The organism is Novacetimonas maltaceti, from assembly GCF_002906255.1.
GTDB lineage: Bacteria > Pseudomonadota > Alphaproteobacteria > Acetobacterales > Acetobacteraceae > Novacetimonas > Novacetimonas maltaceti.
In genome coordinates this window covers 1-23,513 of the sequence record NZ_POTC01000008.1, presented here as the reverse complement: position 1 = coordinate 23,513, position 23,513 = coordinate 1, and the positions used below count along the sequence as shown (strand labels likewise).

The following is a 23,513-nucleotide window of genomic DNA, read 5'->3' as shown; positions in this document are numbered from 1 at the left end:
GAGCATCTTGCGCAACAGTACTTAAAAATGGTTTTCATCCTTCCAGAGCGGAATTCGCAAGCGAATCGGGCTGTGACAGCGTGGTTCGCAGCGAGTCGGGAAGAGGTGGATGCCAGATTACTCACGCGAGAGCGCACATGGCGGCAGGGTCGCGGGCGTGGACGAAGTCGGACGCGGCCCGCTTGCGGGGCCGGTCGTGGCTGCCGCCGTCATGTTCACGCATGGCGTGCCCGACGACCTTGCCTCCCGCCTTGATGATTCAAAGAAGCTCCGCCCCGCGGCACGCCTGCGCGCCTTTGCGGACCTGCAGGCCCTTCCCTCCGCCCTGATCGGTGTGGCCGCGGCGTCGGTTGCGGAAATCGAACGCCACAACATCCTGCGTGCCGCCCATATCGCGATGCAGCGCGCGGTCATGCGCCTGCCCCTGCCGCCCGACCTTGTGCTTGTCGATGGCAACGCCGCGCCGGATTTCGGCTGCATGGCGCAGTGCGTCGTGGGCGGGGATTCCAAAAGCCTTTCTATCGCGGCGGCCTCCATCGTGGCGAAGGTCATCCGTGACCGCCTGATGGAGCGCCTGTCTGCGCGCTGGCCCGGCTATGGCTGGGAACGCAATGCCGGGTACGGCACCGCCGCCCATCGCGCCGCACTGCGCGCCGACGGCATCACGCCGCACCACCGCGCCGCGTTCGGCACGGTGCGCGCCATTGCCCGGTCCCTGTCCCCGGCGGATGTACCGACCCGATCCCGCGCCCGGTCCGCGGCCCGACCTACCCCCAAGAATGCGGAGCAGCCATCATGCTGACAAACTCATGAGCGGTGCAGTCATGATGGAACTGCCGCTGGACCAGATCCTGCGCGGTGACTGCGTGGAAATGATGCAGACCCTGCCCACCGGGTCGATCGACTGTGTCTTTGCCGATCCCCCCTATAACCTGCAGCTGCGCGGCGAACTGCGCCGTCCCGATGACAGCATCGTCGATGGCGTCGATGACGACTGGGACAAGTTCGCGGACCTGCAGGCCTATGACCGCTTTACCCGAGCCTGGCTGAGCGAGGCGCGGCGCGTGCTGCGCAAGGACGGGACGATCTGGGTCATCGGGTCGTACCACAACATCTTCCGCATCGGCGCGATCCTGCAGGATCTGGGGTTCTGGATCCTCAATGACGTGATCTGGCGCAAATCCAACCCCATGCCCAATTTCCGGGGGCGACGCTTCACCAACGCGCATGAAACGCTGATCTGGGCCGCGCGTGGTCCCGACAGCCGCTACCGCTTCAATTACCAGGCGATGAAGGCGCTCAATGACGATGTGCAGATGCGCTCGGACTGGTACCTGCCGCTGTGTACCGGGGGGGAGCGGCTGCGCAACGAACATGGGCTGAAACTGCACCCGACGCAGAAACCCGAAAGCCTTCTGCATCGCGTGCTGATTGCTTCGACCAATGTTGATGACGTGGTGCTCGACCCCTTTACCGGGACCGGCACGACGCCCGCGATGGCCCGCAGGCTGCGGCGGCGTTTCATCGGGATCGAACGCCATCCCGACTATGCCGAGGCCGCGATCGGCCGCGCCCGGCGTGAAAAACCGGTGCCGCTCGACAGTGTGCTGACCACGCCCGCGCGGCGCGAATCCCCGCGCATTCCGTTCGGTACACTGGTGGAGCGCGGCATGGTGCCGGCGGGCACGGTCCTGATGGACCGGCAGAAGCGCGTGTCCGCGACGGTGGCCCCCGATGGCACCCTGATCAGCGGCGGGCACCGTGGCTCGATCCATAAACTTGGGGCGACACTGACGAACGCGCCGTCATGCAATGGCTGGACCTTCTGGTATTTCGAGCGGGCGGGCGAACTGCATCCGCTGGATATCCTGCGCAATGAACTGCGCGCGGAGCAGGGGGGTGAGCAGGCCCGGGCGTAATCGTCCGGGGCCGGTTGCAGGCGATGGAATGGAACCGCACCACGCATTCCGCGAACAGTACCGACGATTTCCTGTTCAGCCAGCTCATTCCCTATATCGGCAACAAGCGCAAGCTGCTCGACCTGATCGTGCGGGCGATCAGCGCCACGGGGGAAGACCCGTGCGCCACTGACTTCATCGACCTGTTTGCCGGGACCGGGGTCGTCGGGCGCATGGCGAAGAAGATGGGCTTCCGGGTGATTGCCAATGACTGGGAACCCTATGGCGAGGTCCTTGGCCGCTGCTACCTGCAGGCCCAGCGCGCGCCATGCTTTTTCGATGGCAGTACGTATGCGGAGGTCATCGCCCGTCTCAATGCGCTGCCGCCGGTGGATGGGTGGGTGACGCGCCACCTGTGCCCCGATGATGATGAAGCCTATGACGTGGCGCGCGACCGCATGTTCTACATGCGCAAGAACGGGCGGCGGATCGACGCCATCCGTGAACAGGTGGCGGTGTGGGAGGCGCGTGGCCTGCTGTCGCCCGTACAACGGGCCTGCCTGCTGGCGCCGCTGCTGTACAGCGCATGCTACAACAGCAATACCAGCGGCCTGTTCAAGGGATTTCACAACGGGTGGGGCGGGCGGACGGGCACCGCGCTGTACCGGATCGCGGCCGACCTGTGCCTGCGGCCTGCGACGTTCCTTGATAACGGGCGCGACAATGTGGTGCTGCGTGCCGATGCGCAGGATGTGGCGTGCGACCTTGGGCAGTACCTGCACGGGCCGGCCATCGCCTATATCGACCCGCCCTATAACCAGCATCCCTATGGCGCGAACTACCATGTCCTCAACAGCATCGTGCTGTGGGACCAGCCCGCGCTGTCGCCCAAGATCAGCGGCCGCGACAAGGCCGCGATCCGTACCGACTGGCGCACCGTGCGGCGCAGCGCCTACAATTATCGCGATCGCGCGACGGCGGCCTATGCCCAGCTGCTGCAGACATTGCCGGTGCGCTGGATCGCGACGAGTTACAGCACGGACGGGATGATTTCCCTGCCGGACATGGTCGCGGCGAACCGTGAACTGGGGCAGGTGTCGGTGTTCACGCGCGGCTACAAACGCTATCGCGTCAGCAGCCAGCGGTTTTCCCCCAAGCCGATGAATGTCGAATTCATCCTGCTGACGCGGGTGGGGCATGAATGCAGGCGCAGCGTCGCGCAGATCGTCGATGAAATCCGCACGGCGGAGGCCCGTATCCTGGCCCAGCACCCCGAAACCGCAACCGGCGACGTGGCTGAGTGAAGGCGGTCAAAAGTACCTGGTGAAGCTTTGGGGCCTTTCTGAACGGAGGCGCCCCGGATACCGCATGTCCGCCGAAGCGTCAGCTGCCGCCAAAGCCGAGGAAGCCCGCCGTCGGGTTCGCATGTCCGCCGCTTGTGTCATAGCGCGACTGGGTGCGCCGGGTCCGTCCGGCCAGTGGCGGGGTGCGGACCGTGTCCGCCGCTTCATCCATGTCCGAATCCGCAGTCGAGCCAGAGGCGAAATGCGGGTCTGAATCAGAGAAGGTGCGCATCGACAGCAGCAGGAACGTGATGTCGTTGCGGTTCAGGTCGATGGCCATGTCCAGCGGGCTTTGTCCCAGCACGTTATGCGCCGTCATGTCCGCCCCACGGTTCAGCGCCTCTTTCGCGGCGCCAAGGCTGCCACGGTTGATCGCATCGAACAGGGCGTCGGTCGGGTTCATGTCATTGCTGGCATGCCCGCGTTCTTCCTCGTTCGATTCCGCGCCAGGCAGGGCGGCAGGGGGGGCGGCGGCCTTGGCGGCGCGGCGGGCCTCCGCCTTCTTGGCGGCCTCGGCGGCTTCGGCCTCGGCCTCCGCATCATCGGCTTCCTGCGCGTGGGCCATATGCAGCGGCATGACGATGCAGGGAACAGCCGACAGGAAAAACGCCGCAAGAAGCCCGATGCCTGGTCTGGAAATCATGTCTTGTCCCGTAAATGAACGCTGCGCCCCGTACGCGATGCAGGCCTGCATAACAATGGTGCAGCAATATCGCACGGCGGCGGGGGAACGCAAACTTTGTCTTACGTGCGCCTGCGTCCCTCCCGCCACCAGCCGATCATCAGCATGGCCAGCACGAACGGCAGGACCGCCCATGCGGGCACCAGCGCACGCGCCTGCTGTCCCGTCACGACATGGGCATGGCGGTCGGGAAAGTCGAACCGCGTGGCGCTTGAACGTGGTGCGCCCTCGACCATACGCATGGCCGGCAGGGACGGGGCGTCCGCCCGGTCGCCCAGCCAGTGCACGCCCCCGCCGGTCATCTCCACAAGTGGCTGCAGGCGGGTCGCGGTGGCGCGCAGGTCCGCGAATTCCTGCGGGTCTTCGGCGCGGGGCGCGGCAAATGCCTCGTGCCCGTCGCTGTCACGCACGCTCCAGATCCCGTTTTCATGGGCGGGAACATGCGCGGTGGTGACGCCCTTCGCCCCGGTGGCAAGCAGGGGCACCTGCTGCACCGTGCCATCGGGATGGGTGACGCGCACCGTCCCCGGTGGCGCGGGCAGGAGCGAACGGCGGGTGATGTTGAGTTGCCCGCCCGTGATTTCCGCCTCAAGCTGGTTTTCCTCCAGCTCCGGCTCCTTCATCAGCCAGTGCGAAATGCGCCGCAGCAGTTCGGACTGCGGTCCGCCGCCGCCCTCGCCATGTGACCACAGCCACGCCTGATCCGACAGCAGGAAGGCCACGCGTCCCCTGTCCGCATGATCCAGCACCAGAAGCGGCTGCTGGTGCGGCCCGGTCATCAGCACTTCACCGTTGACGGAATCGGATTGCAGGCTGCGGTACCATGGCCCCCAGCCCGGAGCACTGGCCGATGCCGGGGCGCCGGGCAGGTTCGCCGTCACCGGATGGCGCTGCCCCGCCTCGGTCAGCATGGGGCGGAACTTCTCGACCGTCACCCCGTCGGGCCGGACATGGGCGGGCAGGATTTCCGACAGCGGCGTATCCTGCAACGATCCCGGGCCGACGAACTCCGGCCCGCCAATCAGCAGCAGGCCGCCGCCCTCGCGCACATGGTTGGCGATGTTGCGCAGGTAGGCCTGCGGCAGGATGCCGTGATTTTCAAACCCGTCGAGGATGATGAGGTCGAACTGCCCGATCTTCTGCTGGAACAGTTCGTTGACGGGAAACGCGATCAGCGCGAGGTCCGACAGCGGCGTCCCGTCATCCTTGTCGGGCGGCCGCAGGATGGTGAAGTGGACCAGATCGACCGACGGGTCGGCCTTCAGCAGCCGCCGCCACACGCGTTCACCCTGGTTCGGCGTGCCGGAAACCAGCAGCACGCGCAGGCGGTCGCGCACGCCGTTGATGCGCACGATGTCCTGGTTGTTGACGGTCGAGGCCTCGCCCGGCAGTTCCGGCACCGACAGCCCCACCAGCATCGGGCCGGGACGGGTGACGGGCAGGGTGATGTCCTGCGGCTGCCCGATCAGGACCGTCCGGCTGACGGGCTGCGCGCCGCCCTGCGTCATCGTCAGTTCGGCCGTCGCCCCGCGTGTGTCGGGACGGCCAAGGTCGTCCACCTGCACGCGCACCGTCACGTCCTGCCCCACGATGCCATAGGGCGGGGCCTGCAGGATGCGCAGGCGACGGTCCGTTTCCTCGCCCCGCCCGGTCAGCAGCACATGCAGCGGCAGCGTGACGTGATGGTCATCCCCGTCCGATGGCGTCAGGATCTCCGGCGGGTGGGGGGGGATGTCGTGCACCTGCCCGTCGGTGATCAGGATCGCACCGGCAAGGCGCGAAGGCGGGATGTCCGATGCCGCCTGCGACAGCGCGGCGAACAGCCGCGTGCCGTCATGGTGGGCGTCGCGCACGCTTACGGTGCGGGTCTGCAGCCCGTCGATATGGCCGATTTCCTCCTGCACGCGCGCGGCGGCGCGATGCGCCATGACCGCGCGGTCGCGGATGGACATGGAGGCCGACTGGTCCACCACGACCAGCGCCGTCTGCGGCAGGGGACGCCAGCTTTCGCTCAGCCGCTGAGGCCCCGACAGCCACAGCACAAGCCCGGCCCCCGCCAGCACGCGCCACGTGGTCCCGCGCACGCGCCGTGCGATCCCCCACGCGCCCATCGCAAGCAGCAGCCCCCCCAGCGCCCAGAGCAGCCAGGACGGCACCAGCGGCTGGAAGCCGATCATGTGATGCAGGCGGTCAAGTGACGGCATCATTCCCCCAGGCGTTTCAGCAGGGCCGGGACATGGACCTGGTCGGCCTTGTAGTTCCCCGTCAGGGCATACAGCACGGCATTGACGCCAAAGCGGTAGGCCAGCGTGCGCTGCTCCGTCCCGTCGGGGATGGTGGCATAGGGCGTGTTGCCGCTGTCGTCCACCGCCCAGGCATGCGCCCAGTCATTGCTGCCGATGATGACGGGGCTGACGCCATCATTGGTGCTGTCGCCTTCCTGCGCCACCCAGACGGGCATCCCGTCATAACGGCCCGGGAAATCATGCAGCAGGTAGAACGTATGTGTCAGCACGTGATGGTCATCGAGCTTCATCAGCGGCGGGATGTCGAGCCCCGCCGTCATGCGCCGCAGCGCCGCCGCCGTGCCGGGGGCGGAGCCGGTGAAGCTGTCATCGCCATTGTCCGCCTTGTCGCCCTGCGCCGTGGCCGGGTCCTGCCCCTGCGTGTCGATCATCAGGATGCCCCCATGGCGCATATACGCGTTCAGCGCCGCCGTGCGCGCGGGTGTGGTCGTGGCGTCCGCCGTCACCGGCCAGTAGATCATGGGATAATAGGACAGGTCATCGCGTTCGGGCACCAGCGCATCGGGATGGCCCAGCACGGCGGAGGTCCGGGCATTGACGTAATCCGACAGGCCCTGCAGCCCCTCGCGCGATACGGTGTCGATATCTTCATGGTTGGTGACGATGTAGCCCAACCGCGTCTCCAGCGCCGCGCCCGGCACGGCGGACGTGTCGTTCGGGTGCTCGCTGCCTGCCCGCGCGGGGGGCGGCGCGTCCTGTGCCGGCGCCCGGTTGGGGAACGCCAGCGCCGCGCCTGCCACCGCCAGGACCAGCATCGTCATGCGCCCCGAAAGCCGCCCGGCCCCGCGCCCCGCGCTCGAACGCAGCAGGATCGCCACGATCCCGTCCACAAGGATCAGCGCCAGCCCCAGCACGGCAAGGACCGGGCCAAGGGCGATGTCGGGCGCCTGCCCACGCAGGTCCATGGCCGTGCCGATCGGGCTTTGCGGCAGCATCTCCCCGGCCTCGTCCCCCACGTTCAGCGCCCGGCGCGATGCGCGCGGGCCGTACAGGCCCGGCGGGTGCGTGGCCGAGACCGCGATATGCCCGAACGCATCGGCGCGCACGGCCTGCGCACCCGCGGGCGGCGGCCCTTCGACCCCCGCGCCGTCCAGCGTCAGGTAAGGCGAAAGCAGGCTCTGGTCCGCCGGGGTCTCGATCCCCATCGCGCGTTCGCCAAGCCGCTGGAGCATGCCGACAAACAGCCCCGACAGCGGCAGGTTGGACCAGTCCGCCGTGCTGGTGACATGGAACAGCACGACCTGTCCCGCCCCCAGTGCCGCATGGGTCACCAGCGGCGTCCCGTCCGTCAGCCGCGCCCATGTATGGGTATCAAGGTCGGCCGATGGCCGGGCCAGCACCTGCCTGGATACCGTGACATCGCCGGGCACCGGCAGGTCGTGGAACGGGGATTGCGCGTCAAAGGGGGCAAGGTGTTCCGGCCTGCTCCATGACATCGCGCCACCCAGCACGCGCTCCCCGTCCATCAACTGCACCGGCAGCAGCGCATCGGGGGCAGGCGTGTTCGCGCCCGGCCGTTCGGCGCCAGGCGCGGGGAGGGTGGGGTTCGCAAGCCCCGGCCCACCGGCGGCCTGCACCAGCAGCGGGCCGGCAAAGCGGATCAGCGTGCCCCCCCTGCGCACCCAGTCCTCGACCTTGTGGCGGGCATCGGGGCTGCCCAGCGTGCCGTCAGGCGCGATCAGGATGGACAGGGGCCGGGCCAGCAGGCTGTCGAGCGAGCCTTCACGCAGTTCGGCCCCCGGCGCCAGTGCGCGGCGCAGGTAGAACAGGCTGCCCATCAGGGGCGTATCCGACGCATTGCCCGAAATCAGGCCCACGGGCCGCCTGCGGTCATTTTCGTCAAGCAGCCGCACGCTGGCGGGGCCGCTGATGGCATCGACATCCACATGGTCCAGCTGGTTGCGCAGTTCGACCGGCAGGTTCAGCCGCACGTCGGCCTGCCGCGCATCGGGGGGCAGGGTCACATGCACGACCTGCAGCGTGCTGTTGTCGAGGGTCTGCGCCCGCACCGCCAGTTCACGCAGGGTGGGGCGGGGGACCGTGCGCAGCCGCAGGTCGAGCGCCTCGCTCCCGTTATGGCCGGGGGCGAGTGTCACGATGTCCGCATCCGGCAGGCGCAGGTCGCGCACCGGCCCCACCGCGCGCAGCGCCGTGGCGAAGGCCGCGTCGTCAGGCGTCGCCAGCCCGTCGGCCAGATAGAGCACCGGCCCGTGCCACCCCCCCTGCGCCAGCGCCTGCAGTGCCGTGGCGGCGGCATGGCGGTCCACGCCCCATGGCTGTGCCTCGGTGGGGTCGAGCATCGTGCGCATGATGGCGGGGTCCTGCGCCTCGCTGACCCGCACAGGTTCGTTCCCGGCAGGCGGCGCCGTCAGCAGCAGGCGCACCGCGTGGCCATTGCGGGAGAGGCGTTGCAGGATGCTGTCCACCGCGCGCAGGCGTTCGGTCCAGCCGGGCGCGGCGGCCCAGCCATTGTCGATCACCAGCAGCGTATCGGCCGTGGTGGTGATGCCCGCGCGATCGCGCGTGATGAAGGGCTGCGCGCAGGCCGCGATGACAAGCGCCACCGCCAGGCAGCGCAGGACCAGCAGCCATGGCGGCGCGCGGGCCACGTCGTCATTGCGCGCGCCCAGTCCGCGCAGGATGGCGATGGGGGGGAATGCCTGTTCACGCGGGCGCGGCGGCAGCGCGCGCAGCAGCAGCCAGACCACCGGCAGTGCCGCAAGCGCCCACAGGACCCATGGTGTCGTCAGGATCATGCGCGTGCTCCCCCGCTGCCCTGGTGTGCCGCGGCAAGCTGCATGTGCAGCGCCAGCAGGGCGCGTTCGGGTGGTTCATCCGTGGTATGGACGATCATGGCGTTCCCGCCCGCGCGGCACAGGTCCGAAAGCTGCTGCTGGTGTCGTGCGAATGCCGTGCGGTAGGCCGCGCGCAGGTCGCCCCCGGCGGACAGCGTCAGCGGGGCCTCGTCCTCCAGCCCCATGAAGCGCGTGCGCCCGGCATAGGGCAGGTCGCGTTCCGCCGGGTCGATCACCTCGATCAGGCTGGTGCGCACCTGCCGCGCCAGCGCCGCGCGCAGCAGGCCCGAAAATGCGGCCGGGTCATACAGTCCGTCGCCCAGCAGGACCAGCCGCCCGTTGCGCGCCAGTTGCCCCACATGCGGCAGGGTCGCGGGCGGGGAGGGGTGGCGCATCGCATCGATCAGCAATGTCGCCATGCGTTCCAGCGCGCCCTTGCCCGAAATGGCCGCGACCGTGCCGCCATCCGCGCCCAGCAGACGCACGCGTTCCCCCTGCCGCAGCAGGATCGCCGCCAGCGCCAGCGCCAGCAGCAGCGCGCGTTCCGCCTTGGCTGGCACCGCGGCGGAGGAATGCCAGCCCATGGACGGGCTGTTATCGCACCAGATGAAAATAGTCTGTGATGACTGCGCCTCATTCTCCCGCACGAAGGGGCGGTCGCCGCGCGCGGACTGCCGCCAGTCGATGCGCGATGCGGCCTCTCCCGGCTGGGCGGGGCGGTATTGCCAGAAATTTTCCCCCGTCCCCGCGCGGCGGCGGGCATGGCTGCCCTGCTGCACTGTCAGGGCGATCTTCTGCGCCGTGAGGATCAGGGCGGGCATCCGCGCGGCAAGGGCCTGCGCCAGCGCCGGCCCCTCCTGCGCGGAGACCGGCCGGGACGTGCCGGTGGGTGTGGCCGCCCCGGCGGCGGGACGTGCGTCCGCGGCACGCGAAAAAAGGCGCCGGAGGAAAGCGGGCACGGGCATGCGCTCAGCCACGGCCCATGTCAGCCTAGATGCCCAAGCAGCCCGTCGATCAACTGCTCCAGCTTCAGGTTCTCGGCCCGGGCGGTAAAGGTCAGGGCCATGCGGTGCGCCAGCACGGGCCGCGCCAGCGCCGCCACGTCATCAAGCGTGGGCGACAGCCGCCCGTCAAGCAGCGCGCGCGCCCGCGTCGCCAGCATCAGCGCCTGCGCCGCGCGCGGGCCGGGCCCCCAGGCCACGGTCTCGCGGATGGTGGGGTCGGTGGTGGTTTCGGGCCGTGCCTCGCGCACCAGGCGGACGATGGCGTCCACCACCTTTTCCCCCGTGGGCAGGGCGCGCACGACCTGCTGTGCCGCGATGACGTCATCCGCGCTCATGACCGGGTCAGCAGTGGCCTGCGTCGCGCCGGTGGTCGCCAGCAGCATGGCGCGTTCGGACGCGCTGTCGGGGAAATCGAGCAGGATCTGCATCATGAAGCGGTCAAGCTGCGCCTCCGGCAGGGGATAGGTGCCTTCCTGCTCGATCGGGTTCTGCGTTGCCAGCACATGGAACGGGCGCGGCAGGGCATGGTCGGTGCCCGCGATCGCGACATGGTGTTCCTGCATCGCCTGCAGCAGCGCCGACTGCGTGCGCGGGCTGGCGCGGTTGATCTCGTCAGCCATCAGCAACTGGCAGAAGACCGGCCCCGCGACAAAGCGGAAGCTGCGCCGGCCCTGCGCGTCCTCGTCAAGGATTTCACTGCCGAGGATGTCCGACGGCATCAGGTCGGGCGTGAACTGCACCCTGCGCGCATCAAGCCCCAGCACCCGGCCAAGCGTCGTGACCAGCAGCGTCTTGCCCAGTCCCGGCGCGCCCACCAGAAGCGCATGCCCCCCCGCGAGGATGGAGGTCAGGGCCAGGTCGATCACGCGATTCTGTCCCAGGATGACCTTCCCGACCTCCGCGCGGGCGGCGTGCAGCCGCGCGGAGGTCGCGTCGGCCATCGCCGCGGCCTGTGTGGCATCAGGGGGGGAGGATATCGTCATGCTCGCAGGCTCCGCGCGGGAGGGGGAAAAGGCATCGGAGGTCATCATTCCTTCAGTCTGACACGTCCGGGGGTTTCATCAAGCCGGGGTTGCTCCCTATATCAGGTGGAGCAAGGTTTCATAATGTTCGGGTTAACGCACTTGACGGACGATTTCGAGACGAGAGTCACATTCGGCGGCATGCGCCCCACCGCTGGACGCCCCGCTGTCGGACAGCCCGACACCGCACGGCAGGGGCACGATGCCGCCCCGGCCATGCCTGCGCAAGGGCAGGGATATGCCATGGGCGCGGCGCGGACGGCGTCGGGGACGATATGCGGGGCGCTGCCTTTCCGGATACGTCGCGACGGGACGTGGCTGTATCGTGGGTCGCCCATTACGCGCAAACCGATGATCTGCCTGTTCGCCGGGACGTTGCGGCGCGATGCGGCGGGGGTGTTCCGGCTGCAGACCCCCGTGGAATCCGGCACGATCGAGGTGGAGGACGCGCCCTTTGTCGCCGTCGCCCTTGAATGGTGCGGCTGCGGGCGCGATCAGGTCCTCTCCTTTCGTACCAACGTGGACCAGGTGATCTGCGCCGGGCCGGAACATCCGATTCGTGCCGACTGGGACCGCCCCTGTGACGAGGAGGGGGGCGGGGCCGTCCCGTATATCGAGGTGCGTGCCGGCGATGGCGACCTGCCGGTCGAGGCGCGCGTGTCCCGCCCCGTCTATTACGAACTCGCGGCGCTTGCGGTGCCGGGACATTGCCGTGGGGTGCCCTGCCTTGGGGTATGGAGCCGCAATGTCTTCTTTCCCCTTGCCCGCCTGCCTTCGTGCCGCGATGGGGAGGAATGCCGTGATTGACGATGATGGCATCCCCGGATGATGGCGCGCCCGTGACGGGTGCCGGGCCATGAGCGACCTGCCCGCCCCGGCCGCCACCGGACCGCTGGGACTGCTGTACCGCACGCGGCCGGACGCGGTCGCGGCACTGGCGCGGATATGGGACGTGCTGCCCGATGCGCGGTTGGTGGGCGGGGCGGTGCGCGACCTGCTGTGCGGGCGCGCGGTGACGGACATCGACCTTGCCACGGCCGTGCCCCCGCAGGACGTGATGGAACGCCTGCGCGCGGCGGGGGTGAAGGTGGTGCCGACGGGACTGGCGCATGGGACGGTGACGGCGGTGATCGACGGCCTGCCGCACGAAATCACGACCCTGCGCCGCGACGTGCGGACCGATGGCCGCCACGCGCAGGTGGCATGGACCGATGACTGGCGCGAGGACGCGGCACGGCGTGATTTCACCATCAACGCCATGTCCTGTGACCGCGCGGGCGTCGTGCATGACCCGTTTGGCGGGCGGGCGGACCTTGCCGCCGGATGCGTGCGCTTCGTGGGGGACGCGCGTGCGCGCATTACGGAGGACGCGCTGCGGGTCCTGCGCTTTTTCCGCTTCAATGCCCGTTACGGTGGCGACGTGCCCGATGCGCAGGCCATGGCGGCGGCCACCGCGCTTGCCCCCATGGTCGATCACCTGTCGGTCGAGCGGATATGGTCCGAACTGCGCCGTATCCTTGCCGGGCCAAGGGTGGCGCAGACGCTGGCGCTGATGGAACATGCGGGTGTCCTTGGGCGCATCCTGCCCGAAGGGTATGACCTGTCGCGGCTTGGCCGGCTTCTGGCGTGCGATGCGCCGGTGGATGCGCTGCTGCGCTGTGCCGCGCTGTTCGCGGGGGATATGGGGGGGATCGCCCAACGCCTTCGCCTGTCGCGCGCGGACGCGCGCTTCGTGCTGGCGGTGCAGGGCGGGGCGGCCCCGCATCCGGGCATGACGGCGCATGACATCGCGCGCATGCTGGCCGCGGACCCGGCGGACATCCTGATCGCGCGCGCATGGCTGCGCCAGGCGGAGGAACTCGGGCAGCCCGATGCCCGGTGGGATGCCCTGCGCGATGTCATTGCCCGCACCCCGCGTCCGGTGTTTCCATTGGCGGGACGTGACGTGGTGGCGGCGGGATGCACGCCCGGCCCCCGTGTGGGAGAGGTGCTGGAGCAGGTGCGCCAGTGGTGGCTGGCGGGGGGATGTGCCGCCGGGCGCGCCGCCTGCCTTGGGCACCTGCGTCAGGTGCTCGCGGGCTGAGGCACGGCGCGCCCGGACGCCTGCGTCATGAGGAAAGCGGGGATCAGTTTTGCATTTCAGGCGTGCGGGAGTTTATAGGGCCGTATGAACGTTGTTGGATCGACGCGGCCCGGCGCCGCCGGAAAAGCGCAGCCAGACCCGCATGCCCCGGCGCCGCTGGCCGGACTTGTGCGCCGCCTGTGGCGCGAGGATCTGAGCCATTACCGCCTGCGCATCGCAGGCGTGGTGATCCTGACGGCGCTGATGGCCATCTTCAGCGCACTCTATCCGCTGGTGATCCAGCGTGCGCTCGACATGTTCGCGGCGCAGGACCGGCGCATCCTGTACCAGGTGCCGGTCCTTGTCGTCCTGATCACCACGGCCAAGGCCATTTCCCAGTACTGGCAGAGTGTCGCGGTGCAGGGACTGGTCCTGTCGGTCATCCGTGGCCTGCAGGGACGCATGTTCGCCCACCTGGTCAATGCCGACATCTCCCGCATCGAGGCGGAGGCCCCGGCCCAACTGGCCGCGCGCTTCACCACCGACGCCGTCTCCATCCGCGAGGCCCTGATCCGCGCGACCAATGCGCTGGGCGATGCGGTGACGGTCATCGGGCTGATCGTCTCGATGTTCTACATGGACTGGGAACTCAGCCTGATCGCCGCCGTGCTGTATCCCATCGCCGCCATGCCGGTGCGCAGGCTGGGCAAGCGCCTGCGCCGGGAATCGGGCGGCGTGCATGAACAGACCGGCAGCACGGCGGCACTCCTGACCGAAAGTTTCGCGCAGGCACGCACCATCCGCGTCTACGGACTGGAGGAGGTGGAGCAGAAGCGCGCGAACCATGTCCTCGACATGCTGCATGCGGGGCTGCTGCGCATTGCGCGGGGGCGCGCGCGCGTCGATCCGATGCTGGAGGTGCTGGGCGGGGTCGCGGTGGCGGCGGTGCTGGGCTTTGCCGGGTGGCGTGCGACGCAGGGGGGCGCGACGCTGGGGGATTTTTCCGGTTTTGTCGCGGCGCTGCTGCTGGCCGCGCGGCCGCTGCGGGCGCTGGGCACGCTCAATGTCGCGCTGCAGGAAGGCATGGCCGGGCTGCAGCGTGTCTTCCAGGTCATCGACGAACCCGCCGCCGTGCGCCAGTCGCCCGATGCGCGCCCGTTGCCCCCCGGACGTGGGGACCTGCGTTTCGACAATGTGTCCTTTGTCTATCCCGACGGGCGGATGGGGCTGGCGGGGCTGGATTTCATCGCGCGTCCCGGCACGACCGTGGCGCTGGTGGGGGCGTCGGGTGCGGGGAAGTCCACGGCCCTGTCGCTTGTGCCGCGCCTGCATGATGTCTCGGGCGGGGGGATCGTGCTGGATGGGGAGGACCTGCGCAACCTGATCCTGCCGGACCTGCGTGACGCCATCGCCTATGTCAGCCAGGACTCGCTTCTGTTCGACATGTCGGTGGGGGAGAATATCCGCATGGGCAACCGCCACGCGGATGAGGCGCAGGTGCGTGCGGCGGCCCGCGCGGCGGCGGCGGATGAATTCATCATGGCCCTTCCGGAGGGGTACGGCACGCTTGTCGGGCCGGGGGGGCAGCGTCTGTCGGGCGGGCAGCGCCAGCGTGTCGCCCTGGCGCGCGCGCTGCTGCGCAACCCGCGCATCCTGCTCCTGGACGAGGCGACAAGCGCGCTTGACAGCGAGAGCGAGGCGACGGTGCAGCAGGCCCTTGCCCACCTGCGCAGCGGGCGCACGACCATCGTTGTCGCCCATCGCCTGTCGACCATCCGCTCCGCCGACCTTGTGGTCGTGATGGCGCAGGGGCGCGCGGTGGAGCGCGGAACCCATGATGACCTGATGCGTCAGGACGGCGTCTATGCCCGCATGGTCCGTACGCAGGCCTTTGGCCTGTAGGCCGCCTGCCGGGACATTCCGGTCGAATAAGCTGCGTGCGATGGTTGAAGTCACACCGTGTTCGTGTCATGCCTTGACCGACCCGTTCGGTCAATGCGGTCGCGCTGCGCGGAACCGGGACACGAATCGTACGAAATGAGGGAACCACATGGCCGGTGACGAAGCCCAGACGCCAGATAATGGACAGGCAGGCGAGGACAAGCCCGCGGAAAAATCATCGCGCAAGGTCATCATGATCGCGGCCCTCGTGGTGCTGGTCCTCGCGGCGGCGGTTTACTGGTTCCTGCATCGTGGGGAGGTGGAAACCGATGATGCGTTCACCACGGGGCGTGCGGTCACCGTGGCGCCGCATGTGCGTGGCTATGTGACCGAACTGCTGGTCAATGACAACCAGTTTGTCCATGAGGGGCAGGTCCTTGCAAGGCTTGACGACCGTGACTGGCGGGCCGAGCGCGACCAGGCCGCCGCCAACCTGGAGGTCGCGCGCGCGCAGGCCGCCAGCGCCGAACTGATGCTTGCGGTGGCGCAGAAGAACTTCCCCGGCCGGCTGCTGGCGGCGCAAGGCGCGCTGCAGGGCGCGCAGGCGCAGGAATTCCGTGCCCAGACCGATTTCAGACGACAGCATTCCGTCGCCCGTGCGGCAACGTCGCAGCAGGATATCGACTACGCCACCGCGGCACTGGACGCGGCGAAGGCCCGCGTGCTGCAGGCGCAGGGGGAACTGCAGCAGGCGCTTCCGGTCGAGCCCAATATTTCCAGCACCCAGACCAAGGTGTCGCAGGCGCAGGCACAGGTGCATGAGGCGGAGGCCCGGCTGCGACAGGCGGAACTGAACCTGGAATGGACCACCATCCGCGCCCCGCATGACGGCTGGATCTCGCAGCGTAATATCGAACGCGGAACCCTGGCGCAGGCCGGGCAGGCGGTCTTCTCCATTGTCGAGCCTGAAGTCTGGGTGATCGCGAACTACAAGGAAACGCAGCTGGCGAACATGCGCCCGGGGCAGAAGGTGGACATCGCGGTTGATGCCTATCCGTTCCTGAAGCTGAAGGGGCATGTCGATTCCCTGCAGCTTGGCACCGGTTCGACCTTCAGCGCCTTCCCGCCGGAAAACGCCACGGGCAACTACGTCAAGATCGTGCAGCGCGTGCCGGTCAAGATCCTGATCGACGAGGGGCTGCGTCCTGACGTGCCGCTGTCGCTGGGCCTGTCGGTCGAACCCACGGTCTATACGCGATGAGTGCGGCGGCAGCCCCCACCGATGACCACGCCGACCAGGCGTGGAAGCCGAAGCACAATCCGTGGCTGATCGCCGTGGTGGTCACGGTTGCCGCGTTCATGGAGATCCTTGACACCACCATCGTCAACGTCTCGCTTCCGCACATCGCGGGCAACCTGTCGTCCACCTATGACGATGCGACATGGACGCTGACGTCCTACCTTGTCGCGAACGGCATCGTGCTGACCATTTCCGGATGGCTGGGGAAGCTGTTCGGGCGGAAGAAATACTTCCTGATCTGCATTTCGATGTTCTCGATCTCCTCCTTCCTGTGCGGGATATCGACCAGCCTGCCGGAACTGATCTTCTTCCGCCTGCTGCAGGGATTTTTCGGTGGCGGGCTGCAGCCGAACCAGCAGTCGATCATCCTTGACACCTTTCCCCCCGCCAAGCGCGCCGCGGCCTTCGGCCTGACGGCGATCGCGACCGTGGTGGCCCCCGTCATCGGCCCGTCGCTGGGCGGGTGGATCACGGACAATTATTCGTGGCGGTGGGTGTTCTTCATCAACGTGCCCGTCGGCGCGCTGGCGACGGTGGCGGTGTCGTTCATGATCGATGACCCGCCATGGGCGCGCAAGCAGTCGGCCCCGCTGGATTTCGTCGGCATCGGCCTGATCACCATCGGCTTCGGCTGCCTCGAGGTCGCGGTTGACCGTGGCGAGGACGAGGACTGGTTCGGGTCGCGCATCATCGTCGTCATGGCTATCCTTGCGGTGCTGGGGATCGGCGGCGCGGTGCTGTGGCTGCTGCATGCCAAGAAACCGGCGGTGGACCTGCGGGTGTTCAAGGACCGGAATTTCGCCGTGGGCACCGCGCTGATGGGGGCGGTGGGGGCATTGCTCTATTCCTCCGCCATCATCGTGCCGCAGTTCGCGCAGCAGGTCATGGGCTATACCGCGACGCTGTCGGGCCTGATCCTGTCGCCCGGCGGCGTGGCCGTCATCATCCTGATCCCGATCGTCGGGATGGTGATGAAGAAGGTCCAGTTGCGCTACATCATCGCCTTCGGCTTCTTCCTGATGGGCATGTCGATGCTGTGGTCGGCGCGGCTGGTGCCGGCCCTCGATTTCCGCCACCTCGTCTTCTTCCGCATGAGCCAGACGGCGACGATGGCGTTCCTGTTCGTGCCGATTTCCACCATCACCTACGCCACCTTGCCGCGTGAACTGAACGCGGACGGGTCCGCCCTGTTCAGCATGGTGCGCAACGTGCTGGGTTCGCTCAGCATTTCCGGGGCGACGGCGCTGGTGACGGAACTGCGCCAGGCGCACCAGACCCATATGGTCCACTGGATGACGCCGTTTCACCAGCCCTTCAACGAATACCTGTCACAGGCGCGCGTTGCGGCGCTGGCGCGGGGATTTGCCGAACCCGTCGTCAATTCCGTGGCCATGGGCAAGCTGTACCAGCAGTTTTCCAAGCAGATCGCGATCCTTGCCTATAACGAGGTGTTTATGATCCTTGGCATCGGCTCGCTGCTGGTGGTGCCGTTCTGTTTCCTGATGTCGCCGCTCAAGGGCGATGACAAGCCATGAGCATGCGCGACATCCGCGTCGTCTGCGCCGCGATCGTGCGCGACGGCGCGTTGCTGTGCGTGCGCAAGTCGGGGACGGCGCTGTTCATGCTGCCCGGTGGCAAGCCCGAAGCGGGGGAGGAGGCCCTGGCCACCCTGCACCGTGAACTGGTGGAGGAACTCGGCTGTGGCCTGCGTCCGGGCAGTGCGCGCCTGCTGGGGCAGTATGCCGCGCCTGCCACGCATGAAGGTGGGGTGCACCGTGCAGGCTGATGTGTGGCGCGCGGACCTGTCAGGCGCGCCACGGGCGCAGGCGGAAATCGCGGAACTTCGCTGGGTCGATCTGCATGATCGTACGGTGGAACCCATGCTGGCCCCGCTGTTGCGCACGCAGGTCATGCCGCGATTACGCCAGTCGTAAAGAAGTTTTTGGTGAAGATTTTTCCAAAAAGCTTCGAAAGACGCCGCATTTTTGGAAAAAGGCGACACCCGAAAACTTTTATTATTTAACGAATCTATGCCCCGGCCGGTCGCGCAAACCGGCTGAATTCCTGCATCACCTGATCGTAGATCGGACGCTTGAACCCGACATTGAGGCGCGAGATGTCCGCCGCAGGCACCCACTGCCACATGTCGAATTCGGCGGGCAGGTGCGTGTCGAGCCGGATATCGCCGTCGCGCCCCGTAAAGCGCAGGGCAAACCATTTCTGCGTCTGTCCCCGGTAATGCCCGCCCAGCGCCTTGCCGATCAGGTGGTCAGGCAGGTCATAGCTGATCCATTGCGGGTATTCGCCAAGGATGACGGCATGGTCGGTGCCGATCTCCTCCATCAGTTCGCGCATCACCGCCTGGTGGGGATTTTCCCCTTCGTCAATGCCACCCTGCGGGCACTGCCACACGCCCTCGCTCGCGGGGCCGCCCGCGCCGGGCATGTCGGTGCGGCGCGCCATCAGCACCTCGCCGCGCGCATTGAACAGCATCGCCCCGACATTGGGGCGATAGGGCAGGGAGGCCTTGTCGATGCTCATGGATGCGCGGGGGTTGGGGTTGCGGGGGGTGCGGGCCTGGCAGGTGTTGCCGGTGCGGAAGGCGCCGTCGGCGCTGCGGGCGGTGTTGGCGTGGCGGGGGCAGCCGGCGCAGGGGTCGCAGGCGCAGCAGGCGCGGGGGAAGCAGGTGCCTGCTGTTCCGCCGGGGTCGGCTTCGTCGCGGGTTTGGCCTGCGTCGTCGGCGTGTTGACCGTGGTCGGTGCCGCCGCGTTCGCCTTGGTGGTCTCCGGGGTGACCGGCAGGCCCGCCATGGCATGGACGACCTTCAGGCCCTCCTGCAACTGGAAATCGGTGGTGGGCTTGGTCGGGTCGTAATCCGGCCACCCGGCGGGCGGTTCATGCGGCAGGGTCTTGGCGATCGCAGGCAGGTCGGTGCGGGTCGGGGCCTGCGCCGTGTTGCCGCCGCTGTTCTTGATGATGTGCGCCAGGTCCGCCTCGCGGATGCTGTAGCTGTCATCATCGCGGCTTTCCTTGACCACGATGTCAGGCATGATGCCCAGGCCCTGGATGGAACGCCCCGACGGGGTGTAGTACCGCGCCGTGGTCAGGCGGATCGCCCCTTCGCCCGGGATGGGCAGGATGGTCTGCACCGATCCCTTGCCGAACGTCTTTTCACCCACCAGCACGGCGCGATGGTGGTCCTGCAGCGCACCGGCCACGATTTCACTGGCGGAGGCGGAACCACCGTTGATCAGCACCACGATCGGCAGGCCGTTGGTGATGTCCACGTTGTGCGCATCCCAGCGCTGGCTGTCCTGCGCATGGCGTGCGCGGGTGGAGACGATCTCGCCATTCTTGATGAAGTCGCCGCCAACGTCGATCGCCTGCGTCAGCAGTCCGCCCGGATCGGAGCGCAGGTCGATGACCAGGCCGTTGAGCTTGCCATGCGTCTGGGCCTGCAGCTTCTTGTAGGCATCAAGCAGCCCGCGCTGCGTTTCCTCGTTGAACTGTGCGATGCGGATGTAGCCGGTGGAATCATACAGCGCCGACTTGATGACCTGCAGCGGGATGATCGCGCGCGTCAGGGTCACGATGATGGGCTTGGGCGTCTTCTCGCGGATCAGCGTCAGGGTGATGCGCGTATCGGGCTTGCCGCGCATGCGGGTGACCACCTGGTCGAGCGGCTGCCCGTCGATGTTCTTGCCGTCGATGGCGACGATGAAGTCGCCCGGCCGGATGCCCGCGCGCGCGGCGGGCGTGTTGTCCACGGGGGAGACGACGCGCACATGCCCGTCCTCGCCCTGCACCTCCAGCCCGAGGCCGCCGAACGTGCCCTTTGTCTGGACCTGCAGGTCGGAGAACTGCTTTTCCGTCATGTAGGAGCTGTGCGGGTCAAGGCCGGTCAGCATGCCGTTGAGCGCGTTGGTGATCAGGTCGCGCGTGGAGACGGGTTCGACGTAATTGGCCTTCACCTTTTCCAGCACGTAGCCGAACAGGAACATGAGCTGTTCGATCTCGTGCGGGGAATTGTCCTTGGGTGACGGGCTGTCCGCATGGGCGATGGATGTCAGGTCAAGCCAGCGTCCCCCCGAATGGAAGGCGAGCTGGGGACCTGCCGCGATGCCAGCAAGAAAGGCGCAACCAAGCAGCAGGCCATTACGGAACTTCATGCGTCGTCGTCTCCTGAATGGCCATCCACGCAATCGGCGTCTGACCTGCATATGGTGACCAGTCCCATGTGGGAGGGAGGGTCATAGTCCGTCATCGGTCGCACACCTTATACCGAACTTCTTGCACACGGAAACCGTGTAAACCAATTCTACAGGTATGGCGCGGGGTTGACGGCGGTGCCCCCGCGCCGCAACTGCACGAACAGGGTCGGCCGCGCCTGCGCACCTGACCAGGGGGGCATCTGCCCCACCGGCGCGCCCTTGACGATCTGCTGTCCGGGGGCGACGGCCATGTCCCCGATTCCGGCCAGGACAAAGCGGTAATGCTGCCCGCAATTGAGGATCATCATCTGCCCGTAGGAGCGGAACGGCCCCGCGAAATCGACTCGCCCGCTGCATGGCGCGCGCACGGTCGCGCGTGACGGGGGGGCATAGGTCACGCCGCTGGCCGGGCCGCTTTCGGTGGACTGGCCCCAACTGGTGACGATGTTGCCGGGTACGGGGGCGCCCGCGCTGCCGGGGCGTGTCGCGTTGACGCCGGGGCCGGGTCCGGCGGCAAGGGCACGGGCACGGGCGCGCGTGGCCTCGGCCTCCTGCGTGCGGTGGGCGCGTTCGGCCTCCTGGGCTGCGCGTTCAAGGTTGGCCTGTGCTGTGCGTTCGACCTCCTCGATCCGGCCGATCGCATCCTGCAGGCTCGACGCCCTGCGGGCTGCGTCCTCGACCTGCTGGGTGGCGCTGCGGACGGCGGCGTTGGACTGTTTCTGCGCCTCCAGCGCGGCATGGGCGGAGCGGTTGACGCTGTCGCGCTGGCTTTCCTGCTGCGCCAGAAGCTGCGTCATGCGTCCCTTCTGCTGCGCCAGTTCGGCGTCAAGCTGCACCAGGCGGGCGCGGCGCTCATGGATCTGGCGCGCCTGCTGGGCAATGCGTGTCGTCAGCCCCCGCATGACCAGCAGTCCCGTCACCGCGCGATCGGCGGGCAGCGGCACCGCAAGCAGCGTATCGGCGGGATAGAGGGAGAGGCGTTCGACCACCGGCAGCAGCGGCGTCAGCGCCGCGACATCCTGCGACAGCGCGCGGCGCAGCGTGTCCTGTTCGGTGTGCAGGGCGTCAATCCTGCTGTCGAGGTCGGCGGTGTCCTGTTCCGTGCGCTGCAGGCGCGCCGTGGCGTCCACCGTCGCCGCCGACAGTTCGGTGGCGCGGGCGGCGTCACGCTGGGCCTGTGCCTCGGCTTCGTGCTGGGCCTTTATGCGGGCCTGCATTTCCGCGCCCTGTTGTTTCTCACGCGCCAGCAGGGCTTCGCGCGCGGTGCGGGCATTCTCGATCTGGCGGCGGATGGCCTGGGTTTCATGCCCATCGGCCGCCGTGGCCGCGGTGGCGTGCGCATGATGGAGCGTATGGGTAGCCGGGGGCGTCGCGCCGGGGCAGGGGAAGGCAGCCTGCGCGATGGCAAGGCAGACCCCCACGAAAACAGCGCGACGCAGGGTGATGGCGGATGGGGCGGCCGTCAGGATGGCGTCGGTCCATCCAGCAGGGAGCGCCCGGTCATGGCGGCGGGCTGCGGCAGGCCCATCAGCGCCAGCAGCGTCGGCGCAAGGTCCGCCAGCCGCCCGTCATGCACATGCGCGCCCGCCACCCCATGCAGCACGACCGGCACGACATTGAGGGTATGGGCGGTGTGCGGTCCCTGCGTTTCGGGATCGAACATGGTTTCGGCATTGCCGTGGTCCGCCGTGACCAGCAGCGCGCCGCCCGCGCGGTCGATGGCCTCGACAATCCGGCCAAGGCCGGTATCCACCGCTTCGACCGCCTTGATGGCGGCGGCCAGCACGCCGGTATGGCCCACCATGTCGGGATTGGCGAAGTTCAGGACGATCAGGTCGTATTCGCCGCTGTCGATCGCCTCCACCGCGCGCTGCGTCAGTTCGGGGGCCGACATTTCGGGTTGCAGGTCATAGGTCGCGACCTTGGGGGAGGGGACCATGATCCGGTCTTCGCCGGGCAGTTGCTCCTCGCGCCCGCCATTGAGGAAGTAGGTGACGTGGGGATATTTCTCCGTCTCCGCCATGCGAAGCTGCCTGCGTCCCGCCGCCGAAACCACATCGCCCAGCAGGTCGCGCAGTTCCTGTGGCGGGAACAGGACGGAAATCAGCTGCGCCAGCCGGTCGGAATAGCGCGTCATGCCAAGGACGGCGGAGAAATGGATGACGCGTTCGCGGTGGAACCCCTCGAACTGCGGCTCCAGCAGCGCGTCGAGCAGTTGGCGGATGCGATCGGCGCGGAAGTTGAACGACACGATGCCGTCGCCATCCTTCATGCCCTGGTAATCGCCGATGACGGTGGGTTCGATGAACTCGTCCGTCGTGCCCTTGGCATAGGACGCTTCCAGCACGGCATCGGCGCTGTCGGCATGCGGGCCGTGGGCGGCGGTGATGATGTCATAGACCTTCTGCACGCGTTCCCACCGGCGGTCGCGGTCCATGGCGTAATACCGGCCCGAAATGCTGGCGATGCGGGCCTGCGGCGGCAGGTCGCGCAGCAGGTGCGCCACGTATTCGCGTCCCGAATGTGGCGCGGTGTCGCGCCCGTCGCTGAAGACATGCACCGCGACGGGAATCCCCTGCGCGCAGACGATCTTCGCCAGTGCGACGGCATGGGCCTGGTGCGCGTGCACCCCGCCGGTGGAGACAAGGCCCATCAGGTGGCAGGTGCCGCCGCTGGCCTTCAGCGCGGCAAGGAAATCGCGCATGACCGGCGCTTCGGCCGCGCTGCCATCGCGCAGCGCGGTGGTGATGCGCGGCAGTTCCTGCATGACGACGCGGCCCGCGCCGATATTGAGGTGCCCGACCTCCGAATTGCCCATCTGCCCTTCCGGCAGGCCGACATCCTCCCCACATGTGCGCAGGAATGCGTGCGGGTCATGGCCCCACAGCCGGTCGAAGGTCGGGGTATCGGCGGCGGCGACGGCGTTGTCGGACGTGTCCTCGCGCCAGCCAAAGCCGTCGAGGATCGCCAGCATGACGGGACGGCGGGTCTGGGGGGTGGGTGCATGGG

The 23,513-nt window shown here is 68.0% G+C and carries 19 protein-coding genes; 10 read left to right on the top strand and 9 right to left on the bottom strand.

Annotation, left to right across the window (positions count from 1 at the left end; translation table 11 throughout):
* The first annotated feature begins 109 nt into the window (after positions 1 to 109).
* From KMAL_RS04610 to KMAL_RS04600, 3 genes are read left to right on the top strand one after another with little or no spacing between them, the layout of a single operon-like run.
* Positions 110 to 802: a ribonuclease HII gene (locus KMAL_RS04610; protein WP_110094589.1), complete on the top strand. Its 693-nt coding sequence runs from the start codon at positions 110 to 112 to the stop codon at positions 800 to 802.
* Positions 803 to 809: 7 nt separating this feature from the next.
* Positions 810 to 1,919, top strand: a complete 1,110-nt coding sequence (locus KMAL_RS04605; protein ID WP_110094588.1) for a site-specific DNA-methyltransferase — start codon at positions 810 to 812, stop codon at positions 1,917 to 1,919.
* Positions 1,920 to 1,942: 23 nt separating this feature from the next.
* The gene (locus tag KMAL_RS04600) at positions 1,943 to 3,202 is read left to right on the top strand and encodes a DNA adenine methylase (protein WP_110094587.1); all 1,260 of its coding nucleotides are present in this window, start codon (positions 1,943 to 1,945) and stop codon (positions 3,200 to 3,202) included.
* Between the two features lie 79 nt (positions 3,203 to 3,281).
* On the opposite strand, the gene KMAL_RS04595 is transcribed toward KMAL_RS04600, so the two are convergent.
* From KMAL_RS04595 to KMAL_RS04575, 5 genes are all read right to left on the bottom strand, one after another.
* Positions 3,282 to 3,884, bottom strand: a complete 603-nt coding sequence (locus tag KMAL_RS04595; RefSeq protein WP_110094586.1) for an ankyrin repeat domain-containing protein — start codon at positions 3,882 to 3,884, stop codon at positions 3,282 to 3,284.
* 101 nt (positions 3,885 to 3,985) lie between these two features.
* The gene (locus tag KMAL_RS04590; protein WP_110094652.1) at positions 3,986 to 6,127 is read right to left on the bottom strand and encodes a hypothetical protein; all 2,142 of its coding nucleotides are present in this window, start codon (positions 6,125 to 6,127) and stop codon (positions 3,986 to 3,988) included.
* On the bottom strand, positions 6,127 to 8,985 hold the full coding sequence (locus tag KMAL_RS04585) for a DUF4159 domain-containing protein (RefSeq protein ID WP_110094585.1): 2,859 nt from the start codon (positions 8,983 to 8,985) through the stop codon (positions 6,127 to 6,129). Before KMAL_RS04585 ends, KMAL_RS04590 begins: the two co-directional genes overlap by 1 nt.
* Positions 8,982 to 9,983, bottom strand: coding sequence for a DUF58 domain-containing protein (locus tag KMAL_RS04580; RefSeq protein ID WP_408887890.1), 1,002 nt, complete (start codon positions 9,981 to 9,983; stop codon positions 8,982 to 8,984). The genes KMAL_RS04585 and KMAL_RS04580 overlap by 4 nt, the downstream gene beginning before the upstream one ends.
* Positions 9,984 to 10,009: 26 nt before the next feature.
* Complete coding sequence (locus KMAL_RS04575; protein ID WP_110094583.1) at positions 10,010 to 11,059, bottom strand: AAA family ATPase; 1,050 nt, start codon at positions 11,057 to 11,059, stop codon at positions 10,010 to 10,012.
* 207 nt (positions 11,060 to 11,266) lie between these two features.
* Here KMAL_RS04575 and KMAL_RS04570 point away from each other — a divergent pair, with 207 nt between their 5' ends.
* The 7 genes from KMAL_RS04570 to KMAL_RS17520 all read left to right on the top strand — a co-directional run bounded on the left by KMAL_RS04570 (position 11,267) and on the right by KMAL_RS17520 (position 18,227).
* Positions 11,267 to 11,857, top strand: a complete 591-nt coding sequence (locus KMAL_RS04570) for a DUF1285 domain-containing protein (RefSeq protein WP_110094651.1) — start codon at positions 11,267 to 11,269, stop codon at positions 11,855 to 11,857.
* Between the two features lie 49 nt (positions 11,858 to 11,906).
* Positions 11,907 to 13,133: a CCA tRNA nucleotidyltransferase gene (locus KMAL_RS04565; protein WP_110094582.1), complete on the top strand. Its 1,227-nt coding sequence runs from the start codon at positions 11,907 to 11,909 to the stop codon at positions 13,131 to 13,133.
* 84 nt (positions 13,134 to 13,217) lie between these two features.
* Positions 13,218 to 15,014 (top strand): ABC transporter ATP-binding protein, encoded by a 1,797-nt coding sequence (locus KMAL_RS04560; protein ID WP_239019946.1) that lies wholly within the window; start codon positions 13,218 to 13,220, stop codon positions 15,012 to 15,014.
* 148 nt (positions 15,015 to 15,162) lie between these two features.
* Positions 15,163 to 16,254 carry an HlyD family secretion protein gene (locus KMAL_RS04555; protein ID WP_110094581.1) on the top strand — a complete coding sequence of 364 codons (1,092 nt, stop codon included), beginning with the start codon at positions 15,163 to 15,165 and terminating at the stop codon, positions 16,252 to 16,254.
* On the top strand, positions 16,251 to 17,828 hold the full coding sequence (locus KMAL_RS04550) for a DHA2 family efflux MFS transporter permease subunit (protein ID WP_110094580.1): 1,578 nt from the start codon (positions 16,251 to 16,253) through the stop codon (positions 17,826 to 17,828). The genes KMAL_RS04555 and KMAL_RS04550 overlap by 4 nt, the downstream gene beginning before the upstream one ends.
* The gene (locus KMAL_RS17525) at positions 17,825 to 18,079 is read left to right on the top strand and encodes an NUDIX hydrolase (RefSeq protein ID WP_239019945.1); all 255 of its coding nucleotides are present in this window, start codon (positions 17,825 to 17,827) and stop codon (positions 18,077 to 18,079) included. The genes KMAL_RS04550 and KMAL_RS17525 overlap by 4 nt, the downstream gene beginning before the upstream one ends.
* Positions 18,069 to 18,227: an NUDIX hydrolase gene (locus tag KMAL_RS17520; RefSeq protein ID WP_239019944.1), complete on the top strand. Its 159-nt coding sequence runs from the start codon at positions 18,069 to 18,071 to the stop codon at positions 18,225 to 18,227. The genes KMAL_RS17525 and KMAL_RS17520 overlap by 11 nt, the downstream gene beginning before the upstream one ends.
* 94 nt (positions 18,228 to 18,321) lie before the next feature.
* On the opposite strand, the gene KMAL_RS04540 is transcribed toward KMAL_RS17520, so the two are convergent.
* The 4 genes from KMAL_RS04540 to gpmI all read right to left on the bottom strand — a co-directional run.
* Positions 18,322 to 18,834 (bottom strand): RNA pyrophosphohydrolase, encoded by a 513-nt coding sequence (locus KMAL_RS04540; RefSeq protein WP_110094579.1) that lies wholly within the window; start codon positions 18,832 to 18,834, stop codon positions 18,322 to 18,324.
* On the bottom strand, positions 18,831 to 20,462 hold the full coding sequence (locus tag KMAL_RS04535) for a S41 family peptidase (protein ID WP_110094578.1): 1,632 nt from the start codon (positions 20,460 to 20,462) through the stop codon (positions 18,831 to 18,833). Before KMAL_RS04535 ends, KMAL_RS04540 begins: the two co-directional genes overlap by 4 nt.
* Before the next feature lie 149 nt (positions 20,463 to 20,611).
* A complete protein-coding gene (locus KMAL_RS04530) occupies positions 20,612 to 21,925 on the bottom strand; it encodes a murein hydrolase activator EnvC family protein (RefSeq protein ID WP_110094577.1) in 1,314 nt (437 codons plus the stop codon).
* Between the two features lie 41 nt (positions 21,926 to 21,966).
* The coding region (gene gpmI, locus KMAL_RS04525) for a 2,3-bisphosphoglycerate-independent phosphoglycerate mutase (protein WP_408887889.1) at positions 21,967 to 23,513 on the bottom strand (1,547 nt) is incomplete at its 5' end.

Coding starts and splice junctions, on each gene's coding strand:
- KMAL_RS04610 (WP_110094589.1), top strand. CDS start 110: ATGCCAGATTACTCACGCGAGAGCGCACATGGCGGCAGGGTCGCGGGC.
- KMAL_RS04605 (WP_110094588.1), top strand. CDS start 810: ATGAGCGGTGCAGTCATGATGGAACTGCCGCTGGACCAGATCCTGCGC.
- KMAL_RS04600 (WP_110094587.1), top strand. CDS start 1,943: ATGGAATGGAACCGCACCACGCATTCCGCGAACAGTACCGACGATTTC.
- KMAL_RS04595 (WP_110094586.1), bottom strand. CDS start 3,884: ATGATTTCCAGACCAGGCATCGGGCTTCTTGCGGCGTTTTTCCTGTCG.
- KMAL_RS04590 (WP_110094652.1), bottom strand. CDS start 6,127: ATGCCGTCACTTGACCGCCTGCATCACATGATCGGCTTCCAGCCGCTG.
- KMAL_RS04585 (WP_110094585.1), bottom strand. CDS start 8,985: ATGATCCTGACGACACCATGGGTCCTGTGGGCGCTTGCGGCACTGCCG.
- KMAL_RS04575 (WP_110094583.1), bottom strand. CDS start 11,059: ATGATGACCTCCGATGCCTTTTCCCCCTCCCGCGCGGAGCCTGCGAGC.
- KMAL_RS04570 (WP_110094651.1), top strand. CDS start 11,267: ATGCCTGCGCAAGGGCAGGGATATGCCATGGGCGCGGCGCGGACGGCG.
- KMAL_RS04565 (WP_110094582.1), top strand. CDS start 11,907: ATGAGCGACCTGCCCGCCCCGGCCGCCACCGGACCGCTGGGACTGCTG.
- KMAL_RS04560 (WP_239019946.1), top strand. CDS start 13,218: ATGAACGTTGTTGGATCGACGCGGCCCGGCGCCGCCGGAAAAGCGCAG.
- KMAL_RS04555 (WP_110094581.1), top strand. CDS start 15,163: ATGGCCGGTGACGAAGCCCAGACGCCAGATAATGGACAGGCAGGCGAG.
- KMAL_RS04550 (WP_110094580.1), top strand. CDS start 16,251: ATGAGTGCGGCGGCAGCCCCCACCGATGACCACGCCGACCAGGCGTGG.
- KMAL_RS17525 (WP_239019945.1), top strand. CDS start 17,825: ATGAGCATGCGCGACATCCGCGTCGTCTGCGCCGCGATCGTGCGCGAC.
- KMAL_RS04540 (WP_110094579.1), bottom strand. CDS start 18,834: ATGAGCATCGACAAGGCCTCCCTGCCCTATCGCCCCAATGTCGGGGCG.
- KMAL_RS04535 (WP_110094578.1), bottom strand. CDS start 20,462: ATGAAGTTCCGTAATGGCCTGCTGCTTGGTTGCGCCTTTCTTGCTGGC.